This window comes from Dongia deserti, assembly GCF_003574735.1.
Taxonomy (GTDB): Bacteria; Pseudomonadota; Alphaproteobacteria; order Dongiales; family Dongiaceae; genus Dongia_A; species Dongia_A deserti.
This window is the reverse complement of record NZ_QORW01000028.1, coordinates 22,794-46,226: the sequence shown is the minus strand read 5'-3', so window position 1 is coordinate 46,226 and position 23,433 is coordinate 22,794. Positions and strand designations below refer to the sequence as shown.

Sequence of the window (23,433 nt, the reverse complement as noted above, 5' to 3'; positions counted from 1 at the left end):
GTCGTCTACTTGCACATATGTTCGATATGTGAACTAAAGTTCAAAACACAAAAAAGCGGCAGGAAGCGCTCCAGGTGCAGGGAAACGATCGCAGCCTCGCGGCGCGGGCCGCATGGCTGTCCTTCATCGGTGGCTATACGCAGGAAGAGATCGCGAAGAAGCTCGGTCTCTCGCGCGTGAAGATCAACCGCCTGATCGCGGAAGCGACCCAGGCCGGCCTAGTGCGCGTCTTTGTCGAAGGCACTGCCGCCGAGTGCGTGGCGCTCGAGGACCGCATCGTGGCGCACTGGAAATTGGATTTTTGCTCCGTGTCTCCCACGGTTGGCGAAGGCCCGCTGCCGCTGCGTACCCTGGCGGCAGCGGGCGCTCATTATCTGCACAACGTATTGGAGCGCGGCGAGAAGAAGCTGATCGGCATCGGCCACGGCCGAACGCTGGACGAAGTGGTCAAATATCTGCCCCGCGCCAGCCGGCCGAACGTGCGCTTCGTCTCGCTGCTGGGCAGCCTGACGCGCCACGCGGCCGCCAATCCGTTCGACGTGATCCATCGCCTGGCCGACGTGACGGGTGCCGAATGCCATTTCATGCCGGCGCCGTTCTTTGCGGATTCGATCGAGGACAAGAAGGTCCTGCTGGCGCAGAAGAGCCTCAAGGACGTTTTCAATCTCGCCCGTGCGGCCGAGCTCTACGTGGTCGGCATCGGCGAGATCGGCGCGCATGCCCATATGCTTGCGACTGGCATGATCACCGAGAAAGAGCTGCGCGAGGTAAAGCTGGCCGGCGCAGTCGGCGAAGTGCTCGGGCGCTTCCTCGACAAGAACGGCCGCGCCGTGCACGCCGGGCTGAACGATCGCGCCGTCGCCGTCAATCTGGAGGAGATCGAGGGGAAGCCGGTCGTCGCGATCGCCGGCGGCGAGGACAAGCCGCAGGCGATCATGGCGGTTCTGGAAAGTCACGTGATTAAAGGCCTGATCACGGACGAAGCCACTGCAAAGACCATCGTCGAGATGATCGACGCCGGTGCCAAAGCAGGCGGCCTGCAAAGGGCCAAACGATAAATGCGATACGGAGAGGAGACAGCATCATGTACGAGAAAGGGCGTGATCTAGCGGCCGCCTTCGTCAGGAAACAGGTGAGCCGTCGCGAACTGATCCAGCGCGCCAGCCAGCTCGGCCTCAGCGTTGCCGCAACCAGCTTCTTCGTCAATCAGGCGATGAGCCAGGCCATGGCGGCCGACTTCGATTGGCAGAAGCACAAGGGCACGAATCTGAAGCTGCTGTTGAACAAGCACCCCTATGCGGATGCGATGATCGCAAATCTCGACACGTTCAAGTCGATGACCGGCATGAACGTGAGCTACGACATCTTCCCCGAAGACGTCTATTTCGACAAGGTGACGGCAGCCTTGTCCTCCGGCTCCAGCGAATATGACGCCTTCATGACCGGCGCCTACATGACCTGGACCTATGGCCCCGCAGGCTGGATCGAAGACCTCAACGAATACATCCAGGATTCAGACCTGACCAATCCCAACTACAATTGGGACGACGTGCTGCCGGGCCTGCGCGCTTCGACGGCGTGGAATGGCGTGCCGGGCGGCGAGCTCGGCTCGGCCGATGCCAAGCAATGGTGCATCCCCTGGGGCTATGAGCTGAACAACGTCTCCTATAACAAGCCGATGTTCGACAAGGTCGGCGTGAAGCCGCCCAAGAACCTGCCGGAGATGGTGGAGACCGCCGCGAAGCTCACCAAGGATCTCGGCGGCCCATATGGCGTCGGCGTGCGTGGCTCGCGTTCCTGGGCCACCATCCACCCGGGCTTCCTGTCCGGCTATTCGAACTACGGCCAGCGCGACTTCAGCGTCAGCGACGGCAAGCTGAAGGCCGCGATGAATACCAAGGAATCGAAGGCCTATCACGAACTCTGGGTGAAGATGATCCAGGAGTCCGGCCCGAAAAACTGGTCGACCTATACGTGGTATCAGGTCGGCACCGATCTCGGCGCGGGCGCGTCAGCCATGATCTTCGATGCCGACATCCTCGGCTACTTCATGAATGGCGGCGACAACAAGGAGAAGGGCAACATCCATTACGCGCCCTTTGCCGCCAATCCGGCCGCCTCGGCCCCGACGCCGAACGTCTGGATCTGGTCGCTGGCGCTGTCCAGCTTCTCGGGCCAGAAGGAAGCCGCTTGGTACTTCATGCAGTGGGCCTCATCGGTCGAACATGACCTGTTCGGCGCGCGCAAAATGGACTTCGTCAATCCGGTCCGTGCGTCGGTCTGGAAGGACGAGGAGTTCCGCAACCGCATCGACAAGTCCTATCCGGGGTATCTCGAGCAGCATGATGTCTCAGCGCCTGGAGCCAAGATCTACTTCACGGCCCAGCCGCTGTTCTTCGACCTCACGACTCAGTGGGCGGAGACGCTGCAGAAGATGGTCGCCAAGGAAGTGCCGGTGGACGAGGGGCTGGACCAGCTCGCCGCCAGTGTTGATAAGCAATTGAAGGACGCCGGGTTGGGCGGTTGAACCTCCCTGAGCAACGGCAGCCCGGCTGTTCGTCCGGGCTGCCGCCCTTTTTCTCAAGGTTGCGTAAGCCCTGGAAATTTGAGCCATGGCCCTTACGGATTCGGTAAGATCAAGCATGACGACCGCGACTCAGCATTCGCAGACCGCGACCCGAGCGCCTGCCCGGCGCCGCGCCTTGCGGCAGGCCTTGCCCTATCTGCTGAGCCTGCCGGCACTCCTGGTCTGCATTGGAATCCTGATTCCGTTCTTCACAGCGGTCTATTACTCGATGATGCGCTTCCGGTTGAATCTGCCGATGCTGAAGGGCTTCATCTGGTTCGACAATTACATTTCGTTTTTGAGCGACGGTGCGTTCTGGAACACGCTTTCGATCTCGCTCATCTACGCCTTCGTGACCGTGACGGGCGAGCTGATCCTCGGTCTCGGAATCGCTTTACTGCTGGTGCGCCCCACGCGCCTCAACAACGCCGTCTCGATCATGCTGCTGCTGCCACTGATGACGGCGCCGGCGCTGGCGGCGCTGATGTGGAAGCTGATGACCAACCCGAACTTCGGCATCCTCAGCTATCTGGTCAGCCTGCTCGGGTTCGAGAACTTCAAGTGGGCGTCCGATCCATCGACCGCTCTGCTGACGGTGGTGCTGGTCGATATCTGGGTCTACACGCCCTTCATCATGATTCTGCTGCTGGCGGGCCTGCGCTCGCTCCCCAAGCAGCCGTTCGAGGCGGCAGCGCTCGACGGCGTGCCGCGCTCCTTCGTGTTCTTTCGGATTACGCTGCCGATGCTGATGCCCTACATCATCACGGCGACTCTGTTCCGGCTGCTCGATTCCATCCAGCAGTTCGACATCATCTATTCCATGACCCAGGGCGGGCCGGGCGACCGGCTGATGGTATTCCAGGTCCAGTCGTACCTGGAGTTCTTCCAGTACACCAATGTCGGCAGGTCCGCGGCGCTGCTGATCGTGCTGTGGGCGATCACCTATGCGCTGTCCAACCTCTTCATCAAGCATTGGCTGAAGCTGCGCGAACGCGCGCACGGGCCGGCCTAGGGATGCCGCGATGAACCAGATCTCAACCTTTGAGCGAATCGTCCGCGGCCTGCTGATCGCGCTGGTGCTATTGTTCTTCCTGTTCCCGATCTTTTGGATCCTGCTGATGTCGTTCCAGACCAACGAGCAGATCCTCAGGATCCCGCCCAGCCTGTTCTTCGAACCGACGCTGCAGAACTACGTCGCATTGCTGACCGGTCGGCTGCAGACCGCGGCGGGCAATCTCGACATCGCCTTCATGCGAAACCTCGGCAATTCGCTGCTGCTGTCGACCAGCTCGGTGCTGCTGGCGCTTGCCCTCGGCGTGCCCGCCGCCTATGCCTTTGCGCGCTATAAGTTCCGGCTGGGGGAGAGCATCGCCTTCACGCTGCTCTCGTTCCGTTTTGCACCGCCGCTCCTGGTGCTGCTGCCGCTCAGCTTGTTCTTTCGGCAGCTGCACCTGACCGACACCTATATCGGCCTGATCTGGGTCTATCAGCTGATCTGCCTGCCGCTCATCCTGTGGATCGTGCGCGGCTATTTCGAGGACATCAGCCCCGATATCGAGCATGCCTATCGCATCTCCGGCCACGGCTGGTGGAAGACGTTCCGCAAGATCGCGATACCCTTGGCGCGGCCCGGCATCGCGGCCGCCGGTCTGCTGGCCTTCATCTTCGCCTGGAACAACTTCATCTTCGCCCTGATCCTCGCCTCCGCGAGCAAGCAGCCCGTGACGGTCGGCGCGCTCGCCTTCGTCACGGCGTCGGGCATCCAGTATGGCCAGATCGCTGCCGCGATCGTGCTGTCTGTCACGCCGACCCTGCTGCTGGCGCTCTATGCCCAGCGCTATCTGGTCGAAGGCCTGTCTCTCGGCGCGGTGAAAGGGTGACGCCATGACCAGCCTTGAACTGCGCAATGTCTCGAAGGGCTTCAAGTCCGGCAAAGTGCTGGACGATGTCTCACTGTCGGTGACTGCGGGCGAGATTGTGGTCGTGTTCGGTCCCTCGGGCACGGGCAAGACTGTGCTGCTGCGCATGATTGCGGGCGTGCACTATCCCGATACCGGCACGATCGCTATTGATGGCGAGGATGTCACGGAAGCCTCGCCCGAGGCGCGCGGCGTCGGCATGGCGTTCCAGAATTTCGCTCTGTTCCCCCACTTCAGCACCTTCGAGAACATCGCGAGCCCGCTGGAAGCGCGTGAGACGCCGGCGTCCAAGGTCAAGGAACAGGTCGGCGCCATAGCGCGCATGCTGAAGATCGACCATGTGCTGGGCCATGCGCCGCGCGAGCTCTCCAACGGGCAGAAGCAGCGCACCGCCTTGGCGCGGGCATTGGTGGCGCAGCCGAAGGTGCTGCTGTTGGACGATCCGCTGCGCAATGTCGATGCCAAGCTGCGCTATGAAATGCGGATGGAGCTGCCGCGCCTCCTGCGCACCTTCAACGCCGCCGTCATCTATGTGACCCAGGACTATAAGGAGGCGATGGCGCTCGGCGACCGCATCGCCGTGCTGCGCAACGGCCGCATCGAGCAATGGGCGATGCCGACAACCGTTTACCGGGAGCCGGTCTCCATCGAGGTGGCGCGGCTGTTCGGCGATCCCACCATCAACCTGCTGCCCTGCAAGCTGGAGATGAATGGGGCCGGCGGCCAAGTCACTGTGTTCGGGCGACGCGTGCCAATCTCGGGCGCCTATGCCCATGCCGTTGGACGTGACCTGGTAGCCGGATTGCGGCCTGAGCACGTGGTCGTCACCGAGACCGAAGCACCGGATGCGATGCAATTCGATCTCGACGCCGTCATGCCGGTCAATGTGCGCAGCGTGCTCTATCTGCGCGGGGCCGCGGGCGAGGAATTGCTGGCGACCGTCAGCGAGAGCGAATCCGCTAGGTTCGGTCGCGGCCAGCGCAAGGTGTGGGTGCGGTTCGCGCCCGGCGATCTGCTGCTGTTTGACGCGGCGAGCGGCCAGCGCATCGCGCCGCAGGTTCATTGAGGGAAGGGCCATGGCACAGCTAGCTCTCGGCAATGTCTCCAAGACCTACCGCCCACGCGGCAAGGAGCAGGTGCAGGCCGTCAAGCGCGTCAGCCTCGATGTAAAGGACGGTGAGATCGTCGCTTTGCTCGGCTCCTCCGGTTGCGGCAAGACCAGCATGCTGCGCATGATCGCCGGCTTCGAAGAAGTGACCGAAGGCACGATCAGGATCGGCGGCAAGGAGATCCATAACCTCCCGCCGGCGCAGCGCGACGTGGCGATGGCGTTCGAGGGCTATTCGCTGTATCCGCCCCTGAAGGTGCGGGAGAATATCGGCTTCGCCCTGCTGCGCGAACGTGGGGCCAGTGCCGATATCGAAAAGCGCGTCAGCCACATCGCCGAGCTGCTGGAGATCACCGACATTCTCGACCGCTACCCGACCGTGATCTCGGCCGGGCAGCAGCAGCGCACCTCGCTCGCCCGCGCGCTGATCCGCCGCGCGCCGGTCTCATTGCTCGACGAGCCGATGTCGCAGCTCGAGCCGCAATTACGCGCCATCCTGCGCGCGCGGCTGAAGGACTACCTGATCGAGCACAAGATGACGACGGTCTTCGTCACGCACGACCAGACCGAGGCGATCGCGCTGGCCGACCGGATCGCGGTGATGGAGAAGGGCGAGTTGCAGCAGTTCGGCACCCCCGCCGAAATCAAGCAGAGCCCCAGCAATCTGTTCGTCGCCAGCTTCATCGGCGAACCGCCGATGAACATCTTCGATGCCGCCATCGCCTCGGAGGGGAACGCCGTCGCCATCAGCGGCCTTGGTCCCAATGGCGAGCCGGCGTTCCGCCTGAATGCTCCCATGGAAGCCGCGAACGGCAAACGCGTGTGCCTTGGCATCCGCCCGCATCTGATCGAGATCGGTGCGAATGGTTCTGCCGACGCGACCGGCCGGGTCATCACCAATCACTGGCTGGGGGACCAGAGCCATATCTGCTTCGAGATCGGTGGTTGTTCCGTCGTGGGCGTGACGGACAAGCCGATCGATGCCCGCGCCGGCGATGCACTGCCGGTGCGCTTCCCGCTCGGCGCGGTCCATCTGTTCGACGCCGAATCCGGCCGCGCCTTGGCGCATGGCCTGGGTCAGCGGTGAGCCAAGTGGCGCGCGACCTCATTCTGGCGATCGATGCAGGCACCTCGGTGATCAAGGTGCTGGCCTTTGATCTCGACGGCAAGGAGGTGGCGTCCGCCGCGCGTCCCAACACCTATCGCACTGGCCCCGGCGGCGCGGTTGATCAGGACATGGCGCGCACCTGGCGCGATACTGTTGCGGTGTTGCGGGAACTGACCGAAAGCAATGAGGGCGTGGCTAGCCGCGCGGCGGCGCTGGCCGTCACGGGGCAGGGAGACGGCACCTGGCTGGTCGACAGAGACGGCGTGCCGGTGGCGCCGGCTTGGCTGTGGTTGGACTCCCGTGCGGCCGGAATCGTCGAGGAGAAGGATACCAGCGGCATTCGCCACCGCATGTATCAGCATACCGGCTGCGGTCTCAATGCCTGCAACCAGACCTCCCAGCTCGCCTGGATGGAGCGCCACACACCGGAGGTGCTGGATCGCGCCGCCACGGCGCAGCATTGCAAGGACTGGCTCTATCTCAATCTGACCGGCCGGCGCGCGACCGACGTGACGGAAGGCGTCTTCACCTTCGGCGATTTCCGCACGCGACGTTACGTGCCGGAGATCCTGGACTGGATGGAGATCGCAAAGCGCCGCCACCTGTTGCCGGAGCTGGTGGACGGCACGCGCGTGACGCACGGCCTGACCGAGACGGCTGCCAAGGAGACCGGCCTGCCGTCCGGACTGCCGGTCTCGCTGGGCAGTGTCGACGTGGCCTGCTCGGCGCTCGGCGGCGGGCTCTATGACCCGGGACGGAATGTCGGCTGCTCCATCGTCGGCTCGACCGGCATGAACATGCGGTTCGTGCCGAACGCCAGTGACGTAACGCTGGCGCCGGAGCCGGGCGGCTACACCATGGCTTTCCCGGTAGATGGAGCCATCGCGCAGATGCAATCCACCATGGCCGCGACGATCAATATCGACTGGATCGTCGAGGTTGGCCGTGACGCTGCCCGGGCGCTTGGGCACGAGGTGGATCGCAAGGACGCGCTCAAGGCCTTCGATGCGCGCGTGCTTCATGCGGACCCGCAGCTCGAGCTCTATCACCCGTATATCCTCGAAGCGGGCGAGCGCGGGCCGTTCACCAACGCCAACGCGCGGGCGCAATTCATCGGCCTGACGCACCACACGACATTCGTCGATCTGGTCCGCGCCGTGTACGACGGTTTGGTGCTGGCGGCGCGCGACTGCTATGCGGCGATGGGCTCGCAGCCGGAAGAGATCCGGATCGCGGGGGGCGCTGCGCGATCCAAGGCGCTGAAGCTGCTGCTGGCGAGCGCCATGGGCGTTCCGGTGCGCGAGAGCGCGCGGGAGGAATCGGGAGCGGCCGGTGCTGCCATGATGGCGGCGGTGGCGATCGGCGCCGTTCCCGACATGGCGGTAGCTGTCGAGAAGTGGGTAAAGCCGTGCTTGCGCGGCACGGTGCAACCCGACGCGCAGCTTAAGGCCCGCTATGACCAATTGTTCCCGATCTATGTGAAAGCGCGCCAGGCGATGCCGCCGGTCTGGGCGGATCTCGCCGCGGCGCGCAACAGGACTCATTGATGAACAAGTTCAAGATTGCCGTCATCGGCGACCAGTTCATGAAGGCCTCCGCCTTCACCGATGCGCTCGCCAAGGTGCCGGGCCTCGACGCCGACATCCGCACCATGGAGCTGCCTTGGCCGGATCAGCCGATGCGCCACGGCTATGTCGATGGCGGGATTCCGGGTCTCAAGGAATATCTCGGCGAACCAGACGACATCGTGCGCTTCGTCGACGGCGCCGATATCCTCATCACGCATCTGGCACCGATCAATGGTGACGTGCTGGACCGGCTGCCGGCACTGAAGCTGATCGCGGTGTCGCGCGGCGGCCCGGTCAATATCGATGTTGCCGCCTGCAAGGCGCGCAATGTGAAGCTGGTCAACACGCCCGGCCGCAATTCCTCTGCGGTGGCGGAGTTCACCATCGCCGCGATCCTGGCCGAAACGCGCCTGATCCGCGCCGGCCACGAAGCATTGCGGCAGGGCACTTGGCGCGGCGACCTCTACCGCTTCGACAAGATCGATGCCGAGCTGTCGGAGATGACCGTCGGCATTATCGGCTACGGGCATATCGGCACCAAGGTCGTGCGCCTGCTGAAGCCGTTCGGGTGTCGCATCCTGGTCTGCGACCCCTATGTGCCGGTCTCGGCGGAGGACCGCGCCGACGGCATCGAGCAGGTCGAGCTGGATACGTTGCTTCAGCACAGCGACGTGGTCAGCCTGCACGCCCGCGTGACGGATGAGACCAAGGGCTTCCTGGCGGCACCGCAATTCGCGCGCATGAAGCAGGGATCGTACTTCATCAACACAGCGCGCGGGCCGATGGTGAATTATGACGATCTCTACCAGGCGCTGAAATCGCGGCACATTCGCGGTGCGATGCTCGAGACCTTCTGGCTCGAGCCGCCGCCGCCCGATTCACCGCTGCTCAAGCTTGACAATGTCACGCTGACCCCGCACATCGCTGGCGCGTCCACCACCACCGTGCGCATCGCTGCCCGCATGATCGCCGAGGAGATCCGGCGTCACGGGGCGGGCGAGCCGCCGCTCAATCCTTGCTAGAGGACTCGATGAACAAAGACGAGTTGGAACTGCGTAAAGGGATCATCGCCGCGTGCCGCGCCATGAACTCGCTCGGCGTCAACCAGGGCACGTCGGGCAATATCAGCGCGCGCTACCACGACGTGATGCTGATCACGCCGTCGGGCGTGCCGTACGAGGATCTAAAGCCCACCGATATCGCAACCATGCCGATCAAGGGCGAATACGGCTCCTGGAAAGGACCGCTCAATCCGTCCTCCGAGTGGCGATTCCATCTGGACATCATGCGCTCCCGTCCGGAGGTTGGCTCGGTGGTGCATACCCACAGCACCTACGCGACGACGCTCGCGATCTGCGGCAAGGAGATTCCCGCCATCCACTACATGGTGGCGGCGGCCGGCGGGCCCAACATCCGTGTGGCACCCTACGCGACCTACGGCACGCCGGAACTCTCCGAACTCGCGCTGAAGGCGCTGGAGGGGCGCACCTGCTGCCTGCTGCGCAATCACGGCGTGATCGCGACCGGTGCCACCATCAAGCGCGCGCTCTGGCTGGCGGTGGAGATCGAGACGCTGGCGCGACAATACTACCTGTCGCTCACGATCGGCGGCGCGCAGATCCTGCCGGACGACGAAATCTCGCGTGTCGTCGAGAAGTTCAAGAACTACGGCCCAAAGGCGAAGCCGACCGCGCTCAAGGAGGCGGCGGCAAAGTCCAAGCCGGCAGCCAAGCGCAGGAAATAGGCAGTGTCGTCAGATCGAACCGCACCTGCCCCCTGTCGTCATGGTCGGACTTGGTCCGACCATCCACGAGTTTCGTTGGGCTGGAGTCTGCTGTTGCCGGTAGACTCCTGGATGGTCGTGCCAAGCACGACCATGACGTAGTGGGGGGCCAGCGTGTCCGCTGTGACTCCCTACGACCTCCTCGTCATCGGCGGCGGCATCAATGGCGCCGGCATTGCGCGGGATGCGGCGGGGCGGGGGCTCAGCGTCCTGCTGTGCGAGAAGGATGATCTGGCGCAGGGCACGTCCTCGCGCAGCGGCAAGCTGGTGCATGGCGGCCTGCGCTATCTGGAATATTACGAATTCCGCCTGGTGCGCGAGGCCTTGATCGAACGCGAGGTGCTGCTCGACGCCGCGCCGCACATCATCTGGCCCATGCGTTTCGTGCTGCCGCACTCGCCGGAGCAGCGGCCGGCTTGGCTGGTGCGCCTTGGCCTTTTTCTCTACGACCATCTCGGCGGCCGCAAGAAGCTGCCGCCGACCCGCGCCGTCGACCTCACGGGGGACCCTGTCGGCAAGCCGATCAAAGGCAGTTTCACGAACGCGTTCGAGTATTCCGACTGCTGGGTCGATGATTCGCGCCTGGTGGTGCTGAACGCCCTCGATGCTCAGGCCCGCGGCGCGGGAATTCTGACCCGCACTGCAGTCCTGTCGGCGCGGCGCGACGGCGGGTTCTGGAGCGTCGATCTTGGCGATGCCAGCGGCGCGCGGCGCCAAGTCTGCGCGCGTTGCCTCGTGAATGCTGCCGGGCCGTGGGTGGAGGACGTGCTTGAGGGTGTCGAAGGCTCGTCGAGCCAGCGCCGCGTTCGCCTGGTCAAAGGCAGCCATATTGTCACGCGCAAGTTCTGGGCCGGCGACCAAGCCTATCTGCTGCAGAATCACGACAGGCGCGTGATCTTCGTCAATCCGTACGAGGACGATCTGGCGCTCATCGGCACCACCGACATCGCGGTGGAGGGCAAGCCGGAGGACGCTCACATCGAGGATGCGGAGATCGACTATCTCCTCGCCGTGGTCGCGCGCTACTTCGATCGCCCACCGACACGCGCCGACATCGTGCACAGCTTTTCCGGCGTGCGCCCGCTCTATGACGACAAGGCGGCGAACCCGTCGGCGGTGACACGCGACTACATCTTCGACATCAATCCGAAACAGCCGGCCAACGCGAGGCCCCCCATCCTCTCGATCTTTGGCGGCAAGATCACGACCTATCGCAAGCTGGCGGAGCACGCGCTCGACCGGCTCTCGCCGTTCTTTCCGGCCATGGGCAAGGCGTGGACAGCGAGCACGCCACTGCCCGGCGGCGACATGCCGGATGCGGATTTCGATGGCTGGCTCGCGGCCTTTCGCCGGCAGTTCCCCTGGCTGCCGGACGGCCTCGCTCTGCACTACGGCCGGCTCTACGGCACGCGCACGACGCAGCTGCTGGAAGGCGCGAAGAGTCTGTCCGATCTTGGCCGGCACTTCGGCGCGTTGTTGCACGAGCGCGAGGCGCGTTTTCTCATCCGCACCGAATGGGCGGGCAGCGCGGAAGACATCCTCGACCGGCGCACCAAGCATGGCCTGCATCTGAGTGCCGCCGAACGTCAGGCCTTCACACACTGGCTGCAAGGCCTGAACGATGCCGCGCCCGAACCCATGCGCGCCGCAACATGACACCACTGTTTCTCGGCATCGATATCGGCACCAGCGGCGTGCGCGCCTGTGCCATCGACGGCGAGGAGCGCATTGTCGGCGCGGCCTCGGTCGCCTTGCCGCCGCCGCGCCGGGATGGCGCCGCCATCGACCAGGAACCGGAATTCTGGTGGCAAGCCACCTGTGACGCGATCCGCGCCCTTGGCCGCTCCGTCGATCTCTCGGCCATCTGGCGCATTGCAGTGGACGGCACCTCCGGCACGCTGCTGCTGACGGATGCCGCCGGCCGGCCGGTCTCGCCAGGCTTGATGTACAACGACGCCCGTTCGACCCACGAGGCGGCGCGCATCAAGGGCATTGCTCCCGCCGAGAGCGGCGCCCATGGCCCAAGCGCCGCGCTGGCCAAGCTGCTCTACCTGCTCGGCACCAGTATCCGCACGCAAGCGCGCCATGCGCTGCACCAGGCCGATTGGGTCGCTGGCCGCTTGGCGAACCGTTTCGGTGTGAGTGACGAGAACAACGCGCTGAAGCTGGGCTACGACCCGGTCACGCGCTCCTGGCCGGCCTGGCTGGATGCGCTGCAAGTGCCGTGTAGTCTGCTGCCGGAAGTCCTGGTGCCGGGCAGTTCTATCGGCACGGTCGATCCCAAGGCCGCGGCGATGCTCGGTCTGCCCGAAACCACCATCATCTGTGTCGGCACCACGGACGGCGTGGCCTCTTTCATCGCGACCCGCGCATCGGCGCCGGGCGATGCGGTCACGTCCCTCGGCACCACCCTGGTGCTGAAGCTGCTGTCGGACAGGCCGATCTTCGCGCCGGCGCAGGGTGTCTATTCGCATCGGCTGGGCGAACGCTGGCTGGCTGGCGGCGCTTCCAACAGTGGTGGTGCGGCCCTGCTGGCGCATTTCAGCGCGGAGCGCATGGCAGAGCTGATGCCGTTGCTGAGTCCTGAAAAGCCGACGGGCCTCGACTACTATCCGCTGCCGAAACCGGGCGAGCGTTTCCCGATCTCCGATCCCGTGCTGCCGCCGCGCCTTTCGCCGAGGCCCGCCGACGACGTGCAGTTCTTCCAGGGGCTTCTGGAGGGCATTGCAGCGGTCGAGGCGCTGGCCTATCAAGCGCTCAAGGACCTCGGAGCACCATCCTTGCAGCGAGTTATCAGCATCGGCGGCGGCGCACGCAACACGGCCTGGACGGCCATGCGTCACCGCATCCTGGGCGTGCCGGTGAGCGTGGCGGAGGAGACGGAGGCCAGCTTCGGGGTCGCCTTATTGGCTCTACATGGTGGCCCGCCGTGAGTCCACTGACCACCACATCCATCGCCGGCATTCGCGAGATCGCCGACCAATTCGACCACGTGCTGCTGGATCAGTGGGGTGTCCTGCACAAGGGTGATGCGGTATTTCCGGAGGCGCGCGATTGTGTGCGCGCCTTGCGCAAGGCGGGCAAACGCGTGCTCATCCTGTCGAACTCCGGGCGCCGCTCCGAGGACAATGTGGAGCGGCTCGCTCTCCTCGGCCTTCCGCCGGAGGAGCATGACGGCGTTCTCACTTCCGGTGAGGTCGTCTGGCATGGTTTGCACGAGCGCGCCGCGCCACCCTTCAACGCGTTCGGCCGGCACGCCCTGCTGGTCGGGCGAGGCAATGTCCTGTCGCTGGTGGAGGGGCTCGATTTCGTCGCGGTCACTAGCCCGTCGCGCGCGGATTTCATCTGGCTCGCTGGGCTCGACGAGCACAATGCCGATCTGGACGCCTGGCGCGAGGATCTGCAATTGTTTGCCGCGCGCGGCCTGCCGATGCTGTGCGCGAATCCGGATCTGACGATGTTCACGTCACGTGGATTGATGCCGGCGCCCGGCGCGCTGGCAAGGATCTATCAGGAGCTCGGCGGGATTGTGCACTATGTCGGCAAGCCCCATCCGGCGATCTTCGCCGCGGCGCTGCGACACCTCGGCGATCCAAAGCCCGAGCGGGTGCTGGTGATCGGAGACTCTCTCGATCATGACGTCGAAGGCGGGCGGCGCGCCGGCATGTTGACGGCGCTGATCACCTCCGGCGTGCATGCCGAAGCGCTGGCGAACGGCGGCGATACGAGTGGGGCAATCCGCGATCTGGCGGGAGATCCGATCCGCGTGCCCCATTGGGCAATCCCGCAGTTGACCTGGTAAGGACGGGCATGATCAAACCGGCGGAACTCCAAAACTTGCGAGAAGTCTCGGCCCGCGTCGGCAGCGACATCAACCTGGTGCAGGGGGCCGGCGGCAACACGTCGATCAAGCGCGATGGCGTCCTCTGGGTCAAAGCATCCGGTGCCTGGCTGGCCGAGGCCGAGACGCGCGACATCTTCGTTCCGGTGGATCTTTCCGGCGCCCTGCGCGCGCTGGAGCAAGGGATCGAGAAGATGCCGGTGGCTGATCCGGCCGGGACGCTGCGCCCGTCGATCGAAACCTCGCTGCACGCACTGTTGCCGCATCGCGTCGTGCTGCATGTCCATGCCGTGAACACCATCGCCTGGGCATCCTGCGTTGGCATGGAGGACGAGATGGCGGAACGCTTACAGGGGCTTGCCTGGGCGCGCGTGCCCTATCGCCGTCCAGGGCTGCCGCTGAGCCAAGTGGTGGCGGAGGTCGCGGCGCAACAAAGGCCCGATGTGCTGATCCTCGGCAATCACGGCCTGCTGGTCGGTGCGGACGACTGCGCGGGTGCCGAGGCGTTGGTGCACGAGGTCGAACGCCGGCTGCATCTGCCAGCGCGGCCGGCGCCGGTCGGCGATCGCGCCGCCCTCGATGCGGTGTGCCGCGGCACCGACTATCGCCCCGCAGAGGATGTGTGCCACCGCTTAGCGACTGGCCCGCAGAACCTGGCTTTTGTGACCGCCGGCTCACTTTACCCCGATCATGTCGTGTTCCTCGGGCCCGCCATGCGCGCGCTGGCGCAAGGCGAAAGCGTGACCGATGTCATCGCGGTCAGCGAAGCGGCGAACTTGCCGCCACCGGTCGCACTGCTGGTGCCCGGCGCCGGCGCGATTGTGCGCGCCGACATCCAGCCCGGGGCCGAAGCGATGCTGATCTGCCTCGCGCTGGTGGCGGAGCGTTTGCCGGCCGATGCCGTGATCAGCTATCTGCCGGCGGAAGAGGAGCAGGCGCTGCTCAACTGGGATGCGGAGAAGTACCGGAAGGCGCTCAGTGTCGCGCGCGCCTAGCGCCGCCCGCCGACCTCGTCGATGTGATGCAGCAGGTCGGCTGGATCTTCAAAGACCCGATAGGCGCTACTGCGCTCCAGCTCCTCGCGGCCATAGCCGCCGCTGAGCAGCCCGATGCCGAGCGCGTGGGCGCGCCGCGCCGCCAGCATGTCCCAGATGCTGTCCCCCACCACGCAGGCCGTGGTGATGTCGATGCCCAGCCGCTGTGCCGCTTCCAGGAACAGGTCCGGATCGGGCTTGGCGTACTTCACCTGGTCGCGCGTGACGACCGGGATGCTGTCGACATCGACGCCGAGATTCTCGATCACCGGCCGCGCCGTTTCCATTCTTCCGCTGGTCGCGATCGCCCAGGGAATTTTCGCATCGGTCAGATAGGCCAGCAGCTCGCGTGCGCCGGGGAGTGGCGGAATTTTCCGCGCGCGCGTCAAATATGCCTCGGCGTGCAGCCTGCGGAGACGGTCGATCCGATCCTCCGTGATGTTCAGGCCGGTCTCGCGCAGCAAGATGTTCGTGAAGAGACCTCCGCTCATGCCGATCTTGCGGTGTATGCGCCAGACGGAGAGCTCGATGCCTTCCTCATCCAGTGCGTCGCGCCAGGCCAGGACATGCTCATACACGCTATCGACGAGCGTGCCGTCGAGGTCAAAGAGAAAGGATGTTTGCAGGCGCGGCATTGGGCAGCACTCCTTCATTAGGTGATTTTTGAGCCGATTTTGTGGTGTCGTCTCGATACAAACCAGTCTGTCTAAAACGGATTCCTATACATCCTCACACCACAGTAAACTCACAAACAGCATAGCCAAAACCATACGCGTTGGGATATGCACGGTCTGCTGCGCGACCGCCAGCAGTGGAGTATCCCTTTGCACGGCAATTCGGAAACCATCAGGACGATGGCGCGACAGGACGCACGCGAACGGATTCTGGAAGCGGCCTACGATCTGTTCGCCCATCAAGGCACGCGCTCGGTGGGCGTGGATGCCATTATTGAGAAGTCCGGCGTCGCGAAAATGACGCTCTACCGTCATTTCAAGTCCAAGCAGGACCTCGTGCTTGCGTTCCTGGAGCGGCGCGAGGCTCTATGGACGGAAGACTGGCTGATTCGCGAAGTCAGCACCCGCACCAGCGATCCGAAAGAGCGGCTGCTGGCGATCTTCGATGCGTATCACGATTGGTTTCAGATCGACGATTTCGAAGGCTGCGCCTTCATCAACGTTCTTCTGGAATACCCTGCCCACAATCCACTGCATGGCGCCGCCGCCGGCCACTTGGCGAAGGTGCGCGCCTACATCGGGGATCTGGCTGTCCGGGCGGGCATCGGAAACGTGCCCGAATTCTGCGACGTCTGGCACATGCTCATGACAGGCTGCACCATTGCAGCCGCCGAAGGCAACCGCGCCGCGGCCCTTGAAGCCAAGCGCGCCGCCCAGCGCATCCTCGACCATTGGAGCGAGTAATAGTCGCCGCCGTCGACGTGGCAAGGCGCATCCTTGCCACGTCGCGTAGGCAGGCGCGCTATGGTCTGGCTTCGAGCACCATGTTGAATGGCGTTTCCGCCGCGCGGCGGAAACGCGAGAAGCCACCCTGTCGCACGACCTCCGACAGCCGCTTCTCGCCGGCTTGCGCGCCTAGGGCCGCGGCCACCTCTTGATTGAGGGACGCTGGCACACATACGGCCGTCGAGAAGGCGTAAAAGACGCGCCCCACGGGATTGAGGTTTTCTCCGAGGCTGTCGCCGGCCATCGGCTCCACCAGCATCAGGGTCCCATCGGGTTTTAGCGTCTTGCGGGCATGAGCTGTTGCGCCAGCTGGATCGCCCATGTCGTGCAGCGCGTCGAACATCGTGATGAGGTCGAAGTCCTTGCCTGCAAAGTCCTGGGCGCGCGCGGTCTCGAAGCGTACGTTGGTCAAGTGCTTCGCATGCTCCTTGGCATGCGCAATCGACGGTCCGTGGAAATCGATACCCACGAACTGCGATTTGGGGAATGCCTCGGCCATGATGATGGTCGATGCGCCGTGCCCGCATCCGACATCCGCGACCCTCGCGCCGCGCTCGAGCTTCTGCGCCACGCCATCCAGGGCGGGCAGCCAACTGGAGATGAGGTTCGCACGATAGCCGGGCCGGAAGAACCGCTCGACGCCGCAGAACAGGCAATTGCAGCGATCGCTCCAGCCGACGCCTTTGCCGGTGCGGAAGGCTTGCTCGAGACTCTGTTGATCCGCGAACACGGCAGCGAGCGAATGGAACCCGCCAGTCATATTGACCACGCTGTTCTCATCCGCGAAGACTGCCGCCTGTTCGGGCGACAGAGCGAATGTCCCCTCGCGCGTGTCGTATGTCACGAAACCCGAAGCGGCTTGCGACGACAGCCATTCCCGGACCAGGCGCTCATGCGTCCCGGTCTTTCCCGCAAGCTGCTGTGACGTCACTGGCTTCCCATCGGCCATCGCGCGGTAGAGCCCCAGCCGGTCACCGGTGAAGACAAGCGCCGCGTTCGCCGCAGCGCCCAATTCGTTGACCATCGTCCCCAGCAGGGATTCCAGCTTTTCCGTGTCCAGATTCATAATCCTTACTCCAATGTTTTGTGCGCTGAGGGCGGCGAACATAGGGATGGCGTTGGGGAGGAGTGAGAGGCAGAATGGCCGCGACAGAGCCACTTGAGCCAACCGAGGGGGCGTCGATGGGCGAGAAACGCATCCACGTCAGCTTGGTCGTGTTCCCGGAATGCGACCCGTCGATCATCTACGGCGTGTTCGACACCTTGTGGTTTGCCGGCGCCAAATGGGAAAGCGGGAAGGGCCTCAACCGCGAGGAAGCGCTGTTCGAACTGCAGCTGGTGACGGCCGAGCCAGGTCTCCTACAGCTTTGCACCGGCGTCAGCATTCTCTCGCAAGCCACGATCGCCGAGGTCACCCGCACCGACGTTGTGTTCGTCCCGAACGTGATGATCTATTCCGGCGAGGACCTGCGTGCGCTGGACCGGCGGCTGCTGGAATGGATCACGCGCATGCACGCACAGGGATCCCACCTCTACGCGGCCTGCGGCGGCTCATTCGTACTTGCAGAGGCGGGCCTGCTGAACGGCCAGCAGGCAACGACTCATTTGGGCTACGCCCCCCTGTTCCGGCAGCAATATCCGAACATCGAGCTGCACGAAGATCGCGTCCTTGTGCAAGCGGGACACGGCCATAGCATCGCCTGCTGCGGTGGCGCGTCATCCTGGCAGGATTTGGCCCTTCTGCTGGTCGCCAAATATGGCGGGACGGAGGAGGCGATCCGCATGTCCAAATTCTTCCTTTATCAATGGCACCGCGATGGCCAGCTGCCCTACGCATCGATGACCGCCAATGTCCAGCACGGCGACGCGGTCATCCTCCGTTGTCAGACTTGGCTGGCCGAGAACTACGAGCGCCCGGACATCGTCACCGAACTGGTGCGCCGCTCAGGCTTGCCCAAGCGGACCTTCGACCGGCGGTTCAGGGCCGCGACGGGCTATTCGCCGCTCGCTTATGTGCAGACCCTGCGCATCGAGGAAGCCAAGCACCTGCTGGAAACCGGCACCCGCCCGATTGAAGAGATTGCCCGCGAGGTCGGCTACGAGGATCTCGCATCCTTCCGGCGACTGTTCCGACGGCTGGCCGGCATGTCACCAGGCGACTACCGCCGGAAGCTCCAGCTGCCCGCGCTCATCGGGCAGCTCGCGGCACGGCAGTCTTCGCAGCTTGCCCCGCAGCGGCCTGCGATCAAGCCGAGGTCTGCGAGAAGCGGAACCGCGTCACCTGCCGGTAGGTCTCGGCCGGCCGCAGCACGATCGGCGAAAAGTGCGCGCGGTTGATCGAGTCGGGGAAACGCTGTGGTTCCAGGCAAAGCCCTCGATAAGGCAGATGCGGTTCGCCTTCATAGGCGTCGCTGGACGGCGAGAGGCGGATGCCCTCATAGAACTGCAGCCCCGGTTCGGTGGTCGATAGATCCATCGCCAAGTCACCGTTTGGCGAGACGAGGCGCGCCGCCACCGGCAGCTCCGTTGCTGCGGCGTGCGGCAACCATCCCTGGTCCAGGACGAAATTGATGTCGTAGCCCGGACCGTGATCTGCCCGTATCGTCCGCATCGTGCGGAAATCGTAGATGGTGTCGGCGACCTTGCGGATCTCGCCGGTCGGGATCAGAGCTTGGTCGAGCGGCGTGTAGAAACCTGCCGCGACCATCATCTTGTGGTCGCGCACGTCGCTGCCCGGCTGCAGCGTGAAATATGAATGGTGGCCGAGATTGCAGACGGTCGGCGCGTCGCAGGTGGCGGTGAGTTCGACGCTCAGCGTGCCGGGGCTATCGATCGCGTAGGTGCAGCGCGCGGTCAGGGCGCCGGGGTAGCCCTCATCGCCATCGGGTGAAGTGATCTCAATCGTAACGGCTTTGTCGGTGCAGCCGACGAGGCGCCAGACACGCTTGGAAAAGCCGTTCGGTCCGCCATGCAGGTGAACATGATCGCCTTCATTGACCGGCAGCGTGTAGTGCTTGCCGTCGAGCGTGAAGCCACGATTGATTCGGTTGATACAGCGGCCGACCGTGGCACCGATGTAAGCGCGGCCGTCCAGATAGCCGTGCAGCGAACGGTAGCCGAGCACCACGCGCCGCTTTCCGCCGCCCACCGGTACGATCAAATCACGCAGAATGGCGCCGTAGGTGATGACGGAGGCTTCCGTCCCGCAGGCCCCGCGCAGCTTGATTTCCTGAACGCTTTGGTCCCCGACATGGCCGAAATCCGTGATCGACATAGGACTGATCCCTCGTTTTTCGCTGTTTTATCCGATGTCGGGGACTTGACTCCCGACCTGTCCCCCGCCACTGATAAAACATATAATACTACAAATAACGACCCCGCTGTCGGGACTTTGGGAGGGTCCGCCCGAGTGCAGGTCAAAGGCAAGCCGTCGCGCATGCTTTCGCAGCGCAGCATCCATGGCCGGATCACACACGAGATCGGCCAGCAGATCCTGCGCGGCGACCTGGCGCCCGGCGAGGTTCTTCCCAGCGAGACCGATCTGGGCGCCGAATTTGGCGTCAGCCGGACGGTTCTGCGCGAGGCGATCAAGGTCCTGGCAGCCAAGGGCCTGGTGGAATCCCGTACTAAGATCGGCACGCGCGTCAAGGCGCGCGACCAGTGGAACATGCTCGACCCCGACGTCCTGAGCTGGAGCCTTGCCTCGCATGAGGCCGAGGACTATGCCCTCGCGGTGTCGGAGATGCGACGCGTGCTGGAGCCCGCCGGCGCGGCATTCGCCGCGCAACGGGCATCCCTCGAGCAGATCGCCCGCATCCGCTCGACCTATGAGGCGATGGAGGCAGCCGGGCAGAACGCTGAGGACAGCGCCGATCATGATCTGCGGTTCCATCTGGCGATCCTGGAGGCAACCAACAATCCCTTTCTGGTGTCCATGGGGCACGTGATCGAATCGGCGATCGCCTTCAACATCAGATTGTCGGTGAAGTTTCCGAACCTGCGCGTTCAGTCGGTGCCGCTGCACCGTGTCGTGCTGGAACGGATCGAGAAGGGCGACCCACGCGGCGCCCAGGCGGCGATGGTGAAGCTGCTGCAGGAAGCGCAAATCGATATCGAACGAATTCTGGCCAAGCCTCGCGGTGGCCGTGCAGCGCGTGCTGCCTCCGCCCGACGGTTGCGCCAGGCTTACAGATAGGAGTGCAACGATGGCCGATGGAACGGACCCCAAGAGACAGCTGAGATCCCGCCACTGGTATGGCGGCGCCAACAAGGACGCCTTCATGCACCGGAGCTGGATCAAGAACCAGGGTCATCCGGACCATATGTTCGACGGCCGGCCGGTGATCGGCATCTGCAATACCTGGTCCGACCTCAATCCCTGCAACGCGCACTTCAAGGACCTGGCGGAGGTGGTGAAGCGCGGCGTCTACGAGGCCGGCGGCTTCCCGGTGGAGTTCCCGGCCATGTCGCTGGGCGAGACGACTCTGCGCCCGACCGCCATGCTGTTCCGAAACCTCGCGAGCATGGAGGTCGAGGAATCGATCCGCGCCAATCCGATCGACGGCGTCGTGCTGCTGGTCGGCTGCGACAAGACCACGCCCGCGTTGCTGATGGGCGCCGCCAGCTGCGACCTGCCGACCATCTGTCTTTCCGGCGGACCGATGCTGAATGGCAAGTTCCGCGGCTGTGACGTCGGCTCGGGCACGTCTGTCTGGCAATTCAGCGAGGCGGTGAAGGCGGGCGAGATGACGCTCGCCGATTTCATGAGCGCCGAATCCGGCATGTCGCGTTCGCCCGGCCACTGCATGACCATGGGAACGGCTTCCACGATGGCCAGTATGGTGGAGTCTCTCGGTATCGGCCTGCCGGAGAACGCGGCCTATCCCGCGGTCGACTCGCGCCGCAAGCGCCTCGCGCACCTGGTCGGTATGCGCGCGGTTCAGGTCGTGAAAGACGATCTGCGCATCTCCAAGGTGCTGACGCGCGAAGCCTTCCAGAACGCCATCCGCGCCAACGGCGCGATCGGCGGGTCTACCAACGCGGTCGTGCATCTGCTCGCCATTGCCGGCCGCCTCGGCATCAATCTGACCCTCGACGATTGGGACAAGTGGGGCAGGGATGTCCCGACCATCGTCGACCTCATGCCTTCGGGCCGTTTCCTGATGGAGGATTTCTGCTATGCCGGCGGCCTCCCCGTCGTGCTGAGGGCACTGGGCGAGCATGGGCTCCTCAACAAGGACCTCGTCACCGTCAACGGCAAGACCATATGGGAGAACGTCAAGGACGCACAGAACCACAATCAGGAGGTCATCCGCCCCTGGAACAATCCGCTGACGGCGCAAGGCGGCATCGCGGTACTGCGCGGCAACCTGGCGCCCAATGGCGCGATCCTGAAACCGTCTGCGGCCACACCGGCCTTGATGCAGCATCGCGGCCGCGCTGTCGTGTTCGAGAACATCGACGACTACAAGAAGAAGATCGCCGATCCCGATCTCGATATCGACGAGACCTGCGTCATGGTACTGAAGAATTGCGGGCCGAAGGGCTACCCCGGCATGGCGGAGGTCGGGAACATGGGTTTGCCGCCCAAAGTGCTGAAGAAGGGCATCACCGACATGGTGCGCATTTCCGACGCGCGCATGAGCGGCACGGCCTACGGCACCGTCGTCCTCCACACTTCGCCGGAAGCGGCGGCGGGCGGGCCGCTCGCGCTGGTGAAGGACGGAGACATGATCCAGCTGGACGTCGCCGGCCGCAGACTGCACCTCGAAGTCAGCGACGAGGAGCTGGCCAAGCGCCGCGCGCAATGGAAAGCGCCGCCGCCGCCGATGGAGAGCGGCTACCAGAAGCTCTACGTCGACCACGTCCTGCAGGCCGACAAGGGCGCTGACCTCGACTTCCTGGTCGGCAGCCGTGGCGCCGGCATTCCGCGGGAATCACACTGAGAACCAAGAAACTGAAACCAGATCTGAGGAGGGAAGTATGCAAGGCAGAGGAAAGCTGATCGGCATTATTGCCGTCATCGTTATCGCGGTCGCTGCAGTATTCGGTTACCTGCAGTTCCAGAAGTCGCAAGAAGGTGCTGCAGGCAAGAAGATCGCGCTCAGCAACAACTACGCCGGAAATTCCTGGCGTCAGTCGATGCTGAAAAGCTGGGACAAGGTCACGAAGAAGGCGGTCGCCGATGGCGTCGTCGCGGAGGCGACGGCGTTCACCACGTCCGAAAACCAAGTCACGGAGCAGGCGGCGCAGATCCAAAACCTGATCCTGCAAGGTTATGACGCTATCGTGCTCAATGCCGCGTCGCCCGATGCCCTCAACGGCGCGGTGAAGGAGGCATGCGACGCAGGTATCGTCGTTGTCTCCTTCGATGGTATCGTGACCGAGCCCTGCGCTTGGCGGATTGCCGTCGACTTCGCGAAAATGGGCGAAGTGCAGCTCGACTACCTGAACGAGAAGATGCCGAACGGCGGCAATCTTCTGGAGATCCGCGGCCTGGCCGGTGTGTTCGTCGACGACGAGATTCACAAGGGCATCGAAGCCGGCGTGAAGAAATATTCGCAGTTCAAGGTCGTCGGGTCGGTCCATGGCGACTGGACGCAAACGGTGGCGCAGAAGGCCGTCGCGGGCGTGCTGCCCTCGCTGCCGGAAGTGGCTGCCGTCGTGACCCAGGGCGGCGACGGATATGGCGCGGCCCAGGCCTTCAAGGCGGCAAGTCGCCCGACACCGCTGATCATCATGGGCAACCGTCAGGACGAACTCGCCTGGTGGAAGGAGCAGAAGGACGCGAGCGGCTACGAGACCATGTCGGTGTCGATCGCGCCGGGCGTCTCCACGCTCGCCTTCTGGGTGGCGCAGCAGATCCTCGATGGCAAGGAAGTGCCGAAGGACATGATCGTGCCGTTCCTGCGAATCGACCAGGCTAACCTGGAGTCCAGCCTTGCCAATACCGAGCAAGGCGGCGTTGCCAACGTCGAATATACGCTGGAAGACGCGCAGAAGGTCATCGCGGCTGCGAAGTAAGGCTGCCCTCGATTGGCATTTGG

General features: G+C 64.1%; 21 protein-coding genes. 18 read left to right on the top strand and 3 right to left on the bottom strand.

The annotated features are described in order from the left end of the window. Nucleotides 1-74: 74 nt before the first annotated feature. The 13 genes from DTX69_RS27910 (at nt 75) to DTX69_RS27850 (ending at nt 14,888) form a co-directional block, all read left to right on the top strand. Nucleotides 75-1,058 carry a sugar-binding transcriptional regulator gene (locus DTX69_RS27910; protein WP_119304872.1) on the top strand — a complete coding sequence of 328 codons (984 nt, stop codon included), beginning with the start codon at nt 75-77 and terminating at the stop codon, nt 1,056-1,058. A gap of 26 nt (nt 1,059-1,084) precedes the next feature. Then, on the top strand, nt 1,085-2,527 hold the full coding sequence (locus DTX69_RS27905) for an extracellular solute-binding protein (RefSeq protein WP_119304871.1): 1,443 nt from the start codon (nt 1,085-1,087) through the stop codon (nt 2,525-2,527). A 115-nt stretch (nt 2,528-2,642) separates the two neighbouring features. Then, a complete protein-coding gene (locus DTX69_RS27900) occupies nt 2,643-3,578 on the top strand; it encodes a carbohydrate ABC transporter permease (RefSeq protein WP_119304870.1) in 936 nt (311 codons plus the stop codon). Nucleotides 3,579-3,588: 10 nt separating this feature from the next. Next, nucleotides 3,589-4,446 (top strand): carbohydrate ABC transporter permease, encoded by an 858-nt coding sequence (locus DTX69_RS27895; RefSeq protein WP_119304869.1) that lies wholly within the window; start codon nt 3,589-3,591, stop codon nt 4,444-4,446. Nucleotides 4,447-4,450: 4 nt separating this feature from the next. Beyond that, nucleotides 4,451-5,551, top strand: a complete 1,101-nt coding sequence (locus DTX69_RS27890) for an ABC transporter ATP-binding protein (protein ID WP_119304868.1) — start codon at nt 4,451-4,453, stop codon at nt 5,549-5,551. Nucleotides 5,552-5,561: 10 nt separating this feature from the next. Further along, the gene (locus DTX69_RS27885; RefSeq protein ID WP_119304867.1) at nt 5,562-6,680 is read left to right on the top strand and encodes an ABC transporter ATP-binding protein; all 1,119 of its coding nucleotides are present in this window, start codon (nt 5,562-5,564) and stop codon (nt 6,678-6,680) included. 5 nt (nt 6,681-6,685) lie between these two features. Further along, nucleotides 6,686-8,248 carry an FGGY-family carbohydrate kinase gene (locus DTX69_RS27880; protein WP_284736120.1) on the top strand — a complete coding sequence of 521 codons (1,563 nt, stop codon included), beginning with the start codon at nt 6,686-6,688 and terminating at the stop codon, nt 8,246-8,248. Then, the gene (locus tag DTX69_RS27875) at nt 8,248-9,291 is read left to right on the top strand and encodes a 2-hydroxyacid dehydrogenase (RefSeq protein ID WP_119304865.1); all 1,044 of its coding nucleotides are present in this window, start codon (nt 8,248-8,250) and stop codon (nt 9,289-9,291) included. Before DTX69_RS27880 ends, DTX69_RS27875 begins: the two co-directional genes overlap by 1 nt. A gap of 8 nt (nt 9,292-9,299) precedes the next feature. Next, nucleotides 9,300-10,013 (top strand): class II aldolase/adducin family protein, encoded by a 714-nt coding sequence (locus tag DTX69_RS27870; RefSeq protein ID WP_119304864.1) that lies wholly within the window; start codon nt 9,300-9,302, stop codon nt 10,011-10,013. A gap of 153 nt (nt 10,014-10,166) precedes the next feature. Then, nucleotides 10,167-11,708, top strand: a complete 1,542-nt coding sequence (locus tag DTX69_RS27865; protein WP_119304863.1) for a glycerol-3-phosphate dehydrogenase — start codon at nt 10,167-10,169, stop codon at nt 11,706-11,708. Beyond that, the gene (locus tag DTX69_RS27860) at nt 11,705-12,985 is read left to right on the top strand and encodes an FGGY-family carbohydrate kinase (protein ID WP_119304862.1); all 1,281 of its coding nucleotides are present in this window, start codon (nt 11,705-11,707) and stop codon (nt 12,983-12,985) included. The genes DTX69_RS27865 and DTX69_RS27860 overlap by 4 nt, the downstream gene beginning before the upstream one ends. Beyond that, the gene (locus DTX69_RS27855; RefSeq protein WP_284736119.1) at nt 12,982-13,854 is read left to right on the top strand and encodes a TIGR01459 family HAD-type hydrolase; all 873 of its coding nucleotides are present in this window, start codon (nt 12,982-12,984) and stop codon (nt 13,852-13,854) included. The genes DTX69_RS27860 and DTX69_RS27855 overlap by 4 nt, the downstream gene beginning before the upstream one ends. A gap of 8 nt (nt 13,855-13,862) precedes the next feature. Then, entirely contained in the window at nt 13,863-14,888 is a 1,026-nt protein-coding gene (locus DTX69_RS27850) for a class II aldolase/adducin family protein (protein ID WP_119304861.1), read from the top strand. On the opposite strand, the gene DTX69_RS27845 is transcribed toward DTX69_RS27850, so the two are convergent. Beyond that, nucleotides 14,885-15,562, bottom strand: coding sequence for an HAD family hydrolase (locus DTX69_RS27845; RefSeq protein ID WP_119304860.1), 678 nt, complete (start codon nt 15,560-15,562; stop codon nt 14,885-14,887). The genes DTX69_RS27850 and DTX69_RS27845 overlap by 4 nt on opposite strands. A 219-nt stretch (nt 15,563-15,781) precedes the next feature. Here DTX69_RS27845 and DTX69_RS27840 point away from each other — a divergent pair, with 219 nt between their 5' ends. Continuing rightward, nucleotides 15,782-16,345, top strand: coding sequence for a TetR/AcrR family transcriptional regulator (locus DTX69_RS27840; protein WP_119304893.1), 564 nt, complete (start codon nt 15,782-15,784; stop codon nt 16,343-16,345). 58 nt (nt 16,346-16,403) lie between these two features. Here DTX69_RS27840 and DTX69_RS27835 read toward each other — a convergent pair whose 3' ends face one another. After that, complete coding sequence (locus DTX69_RS27835) at nt 16,404-17,453, bottom strand: methyltransferase domain-containing protein (RefSeq protein ID WP_119304859.1); 1,050 nt, start codon at nt 17,451-17,453, stop codon at nt 16,404-16,406. Between the two features lie 116 nt (nt 17,454-17,569). On the opposite strand from DTX69_RS27835, the gene DTX69_RS27830 reads away from it, so the two are divergent. Further along, nucleotides 17,570-18,724: a GlxA family transcriptional regulator gene (locus DTX69_RS27830; RefSeq protein WP_284736118.1), complete on the top strand. Its 1,155-nt coding sequence runs from the start codon at nt 17,570-17,572 to the stop codon at nt 18,722-18,724. Here DTX69_RS27830 and DTX69_RS27825 read toward each other — a convergent pair. Beyond that, entirely contained in the window at nt 18,633-19,661 is a 1,029-nt protein-coding gene (locus tag DTX69_RS27825; protein WP_119304857.1) for an aldose epimerase family protein, read from the bottom strand. The genes DTX69_RS27830 and DTX69_RS27825 overlap by 92 nt on opposite strands. Before the next feature lie 135 nt (nt 19,662-19,796). Between DTX69_RS27825 and DTX69_RS27815 the strand changes: the two genes are divergently transcribed. Genes DTX69_RS27815 through DTX69_RS27805 form a run of 3 tightly spaced genes read left to right on the top strand, consistent with a single transcriptional unit; the run spans nt 19,797 to nt 23,410 of the window. Beyond that, nucleotides 19,797-20,582 (top strand): FadR/GntR family transcriptional regulator, encoded by a 786-nt coding sequence (locus DTX69_RS27815; protein WP_162917635.1) that lies wholly within the window; start codon nt 19,797-19,799, stop codon nt 20,580-20,582. A gap of 10 nt (nt 20,583-20,592) precedes the next feature. After that, nucleotides 20,593-22,332, top strand: a complete 1,740-nt coding sequence (locus tag DTX69_RS27810) for an IlvD/Edd family dehydratase (RefSeq protein ID WP_119304856.1) — start codon at nt 20,593-20,595, stop codon at nt 22,330-22,332. A 37-nt stretch (nt 22,333-22,369) separates the two neighbouring features. Continuing rightward, nucleotides 22,370-23,410 (top strand): ABC transporter substrate-binding protein, encoded by a 1,041-nt coding sequence (locus DTX69_RS27805; RefSeq protein WP_119304855.1) that lies wholly within the window; start codon nt 22,370-22,372, stop codon nt 23,408-23,410. The last annotated feature ends 23 nt before the right edge of the window (nt 23,411-23,433 follow it).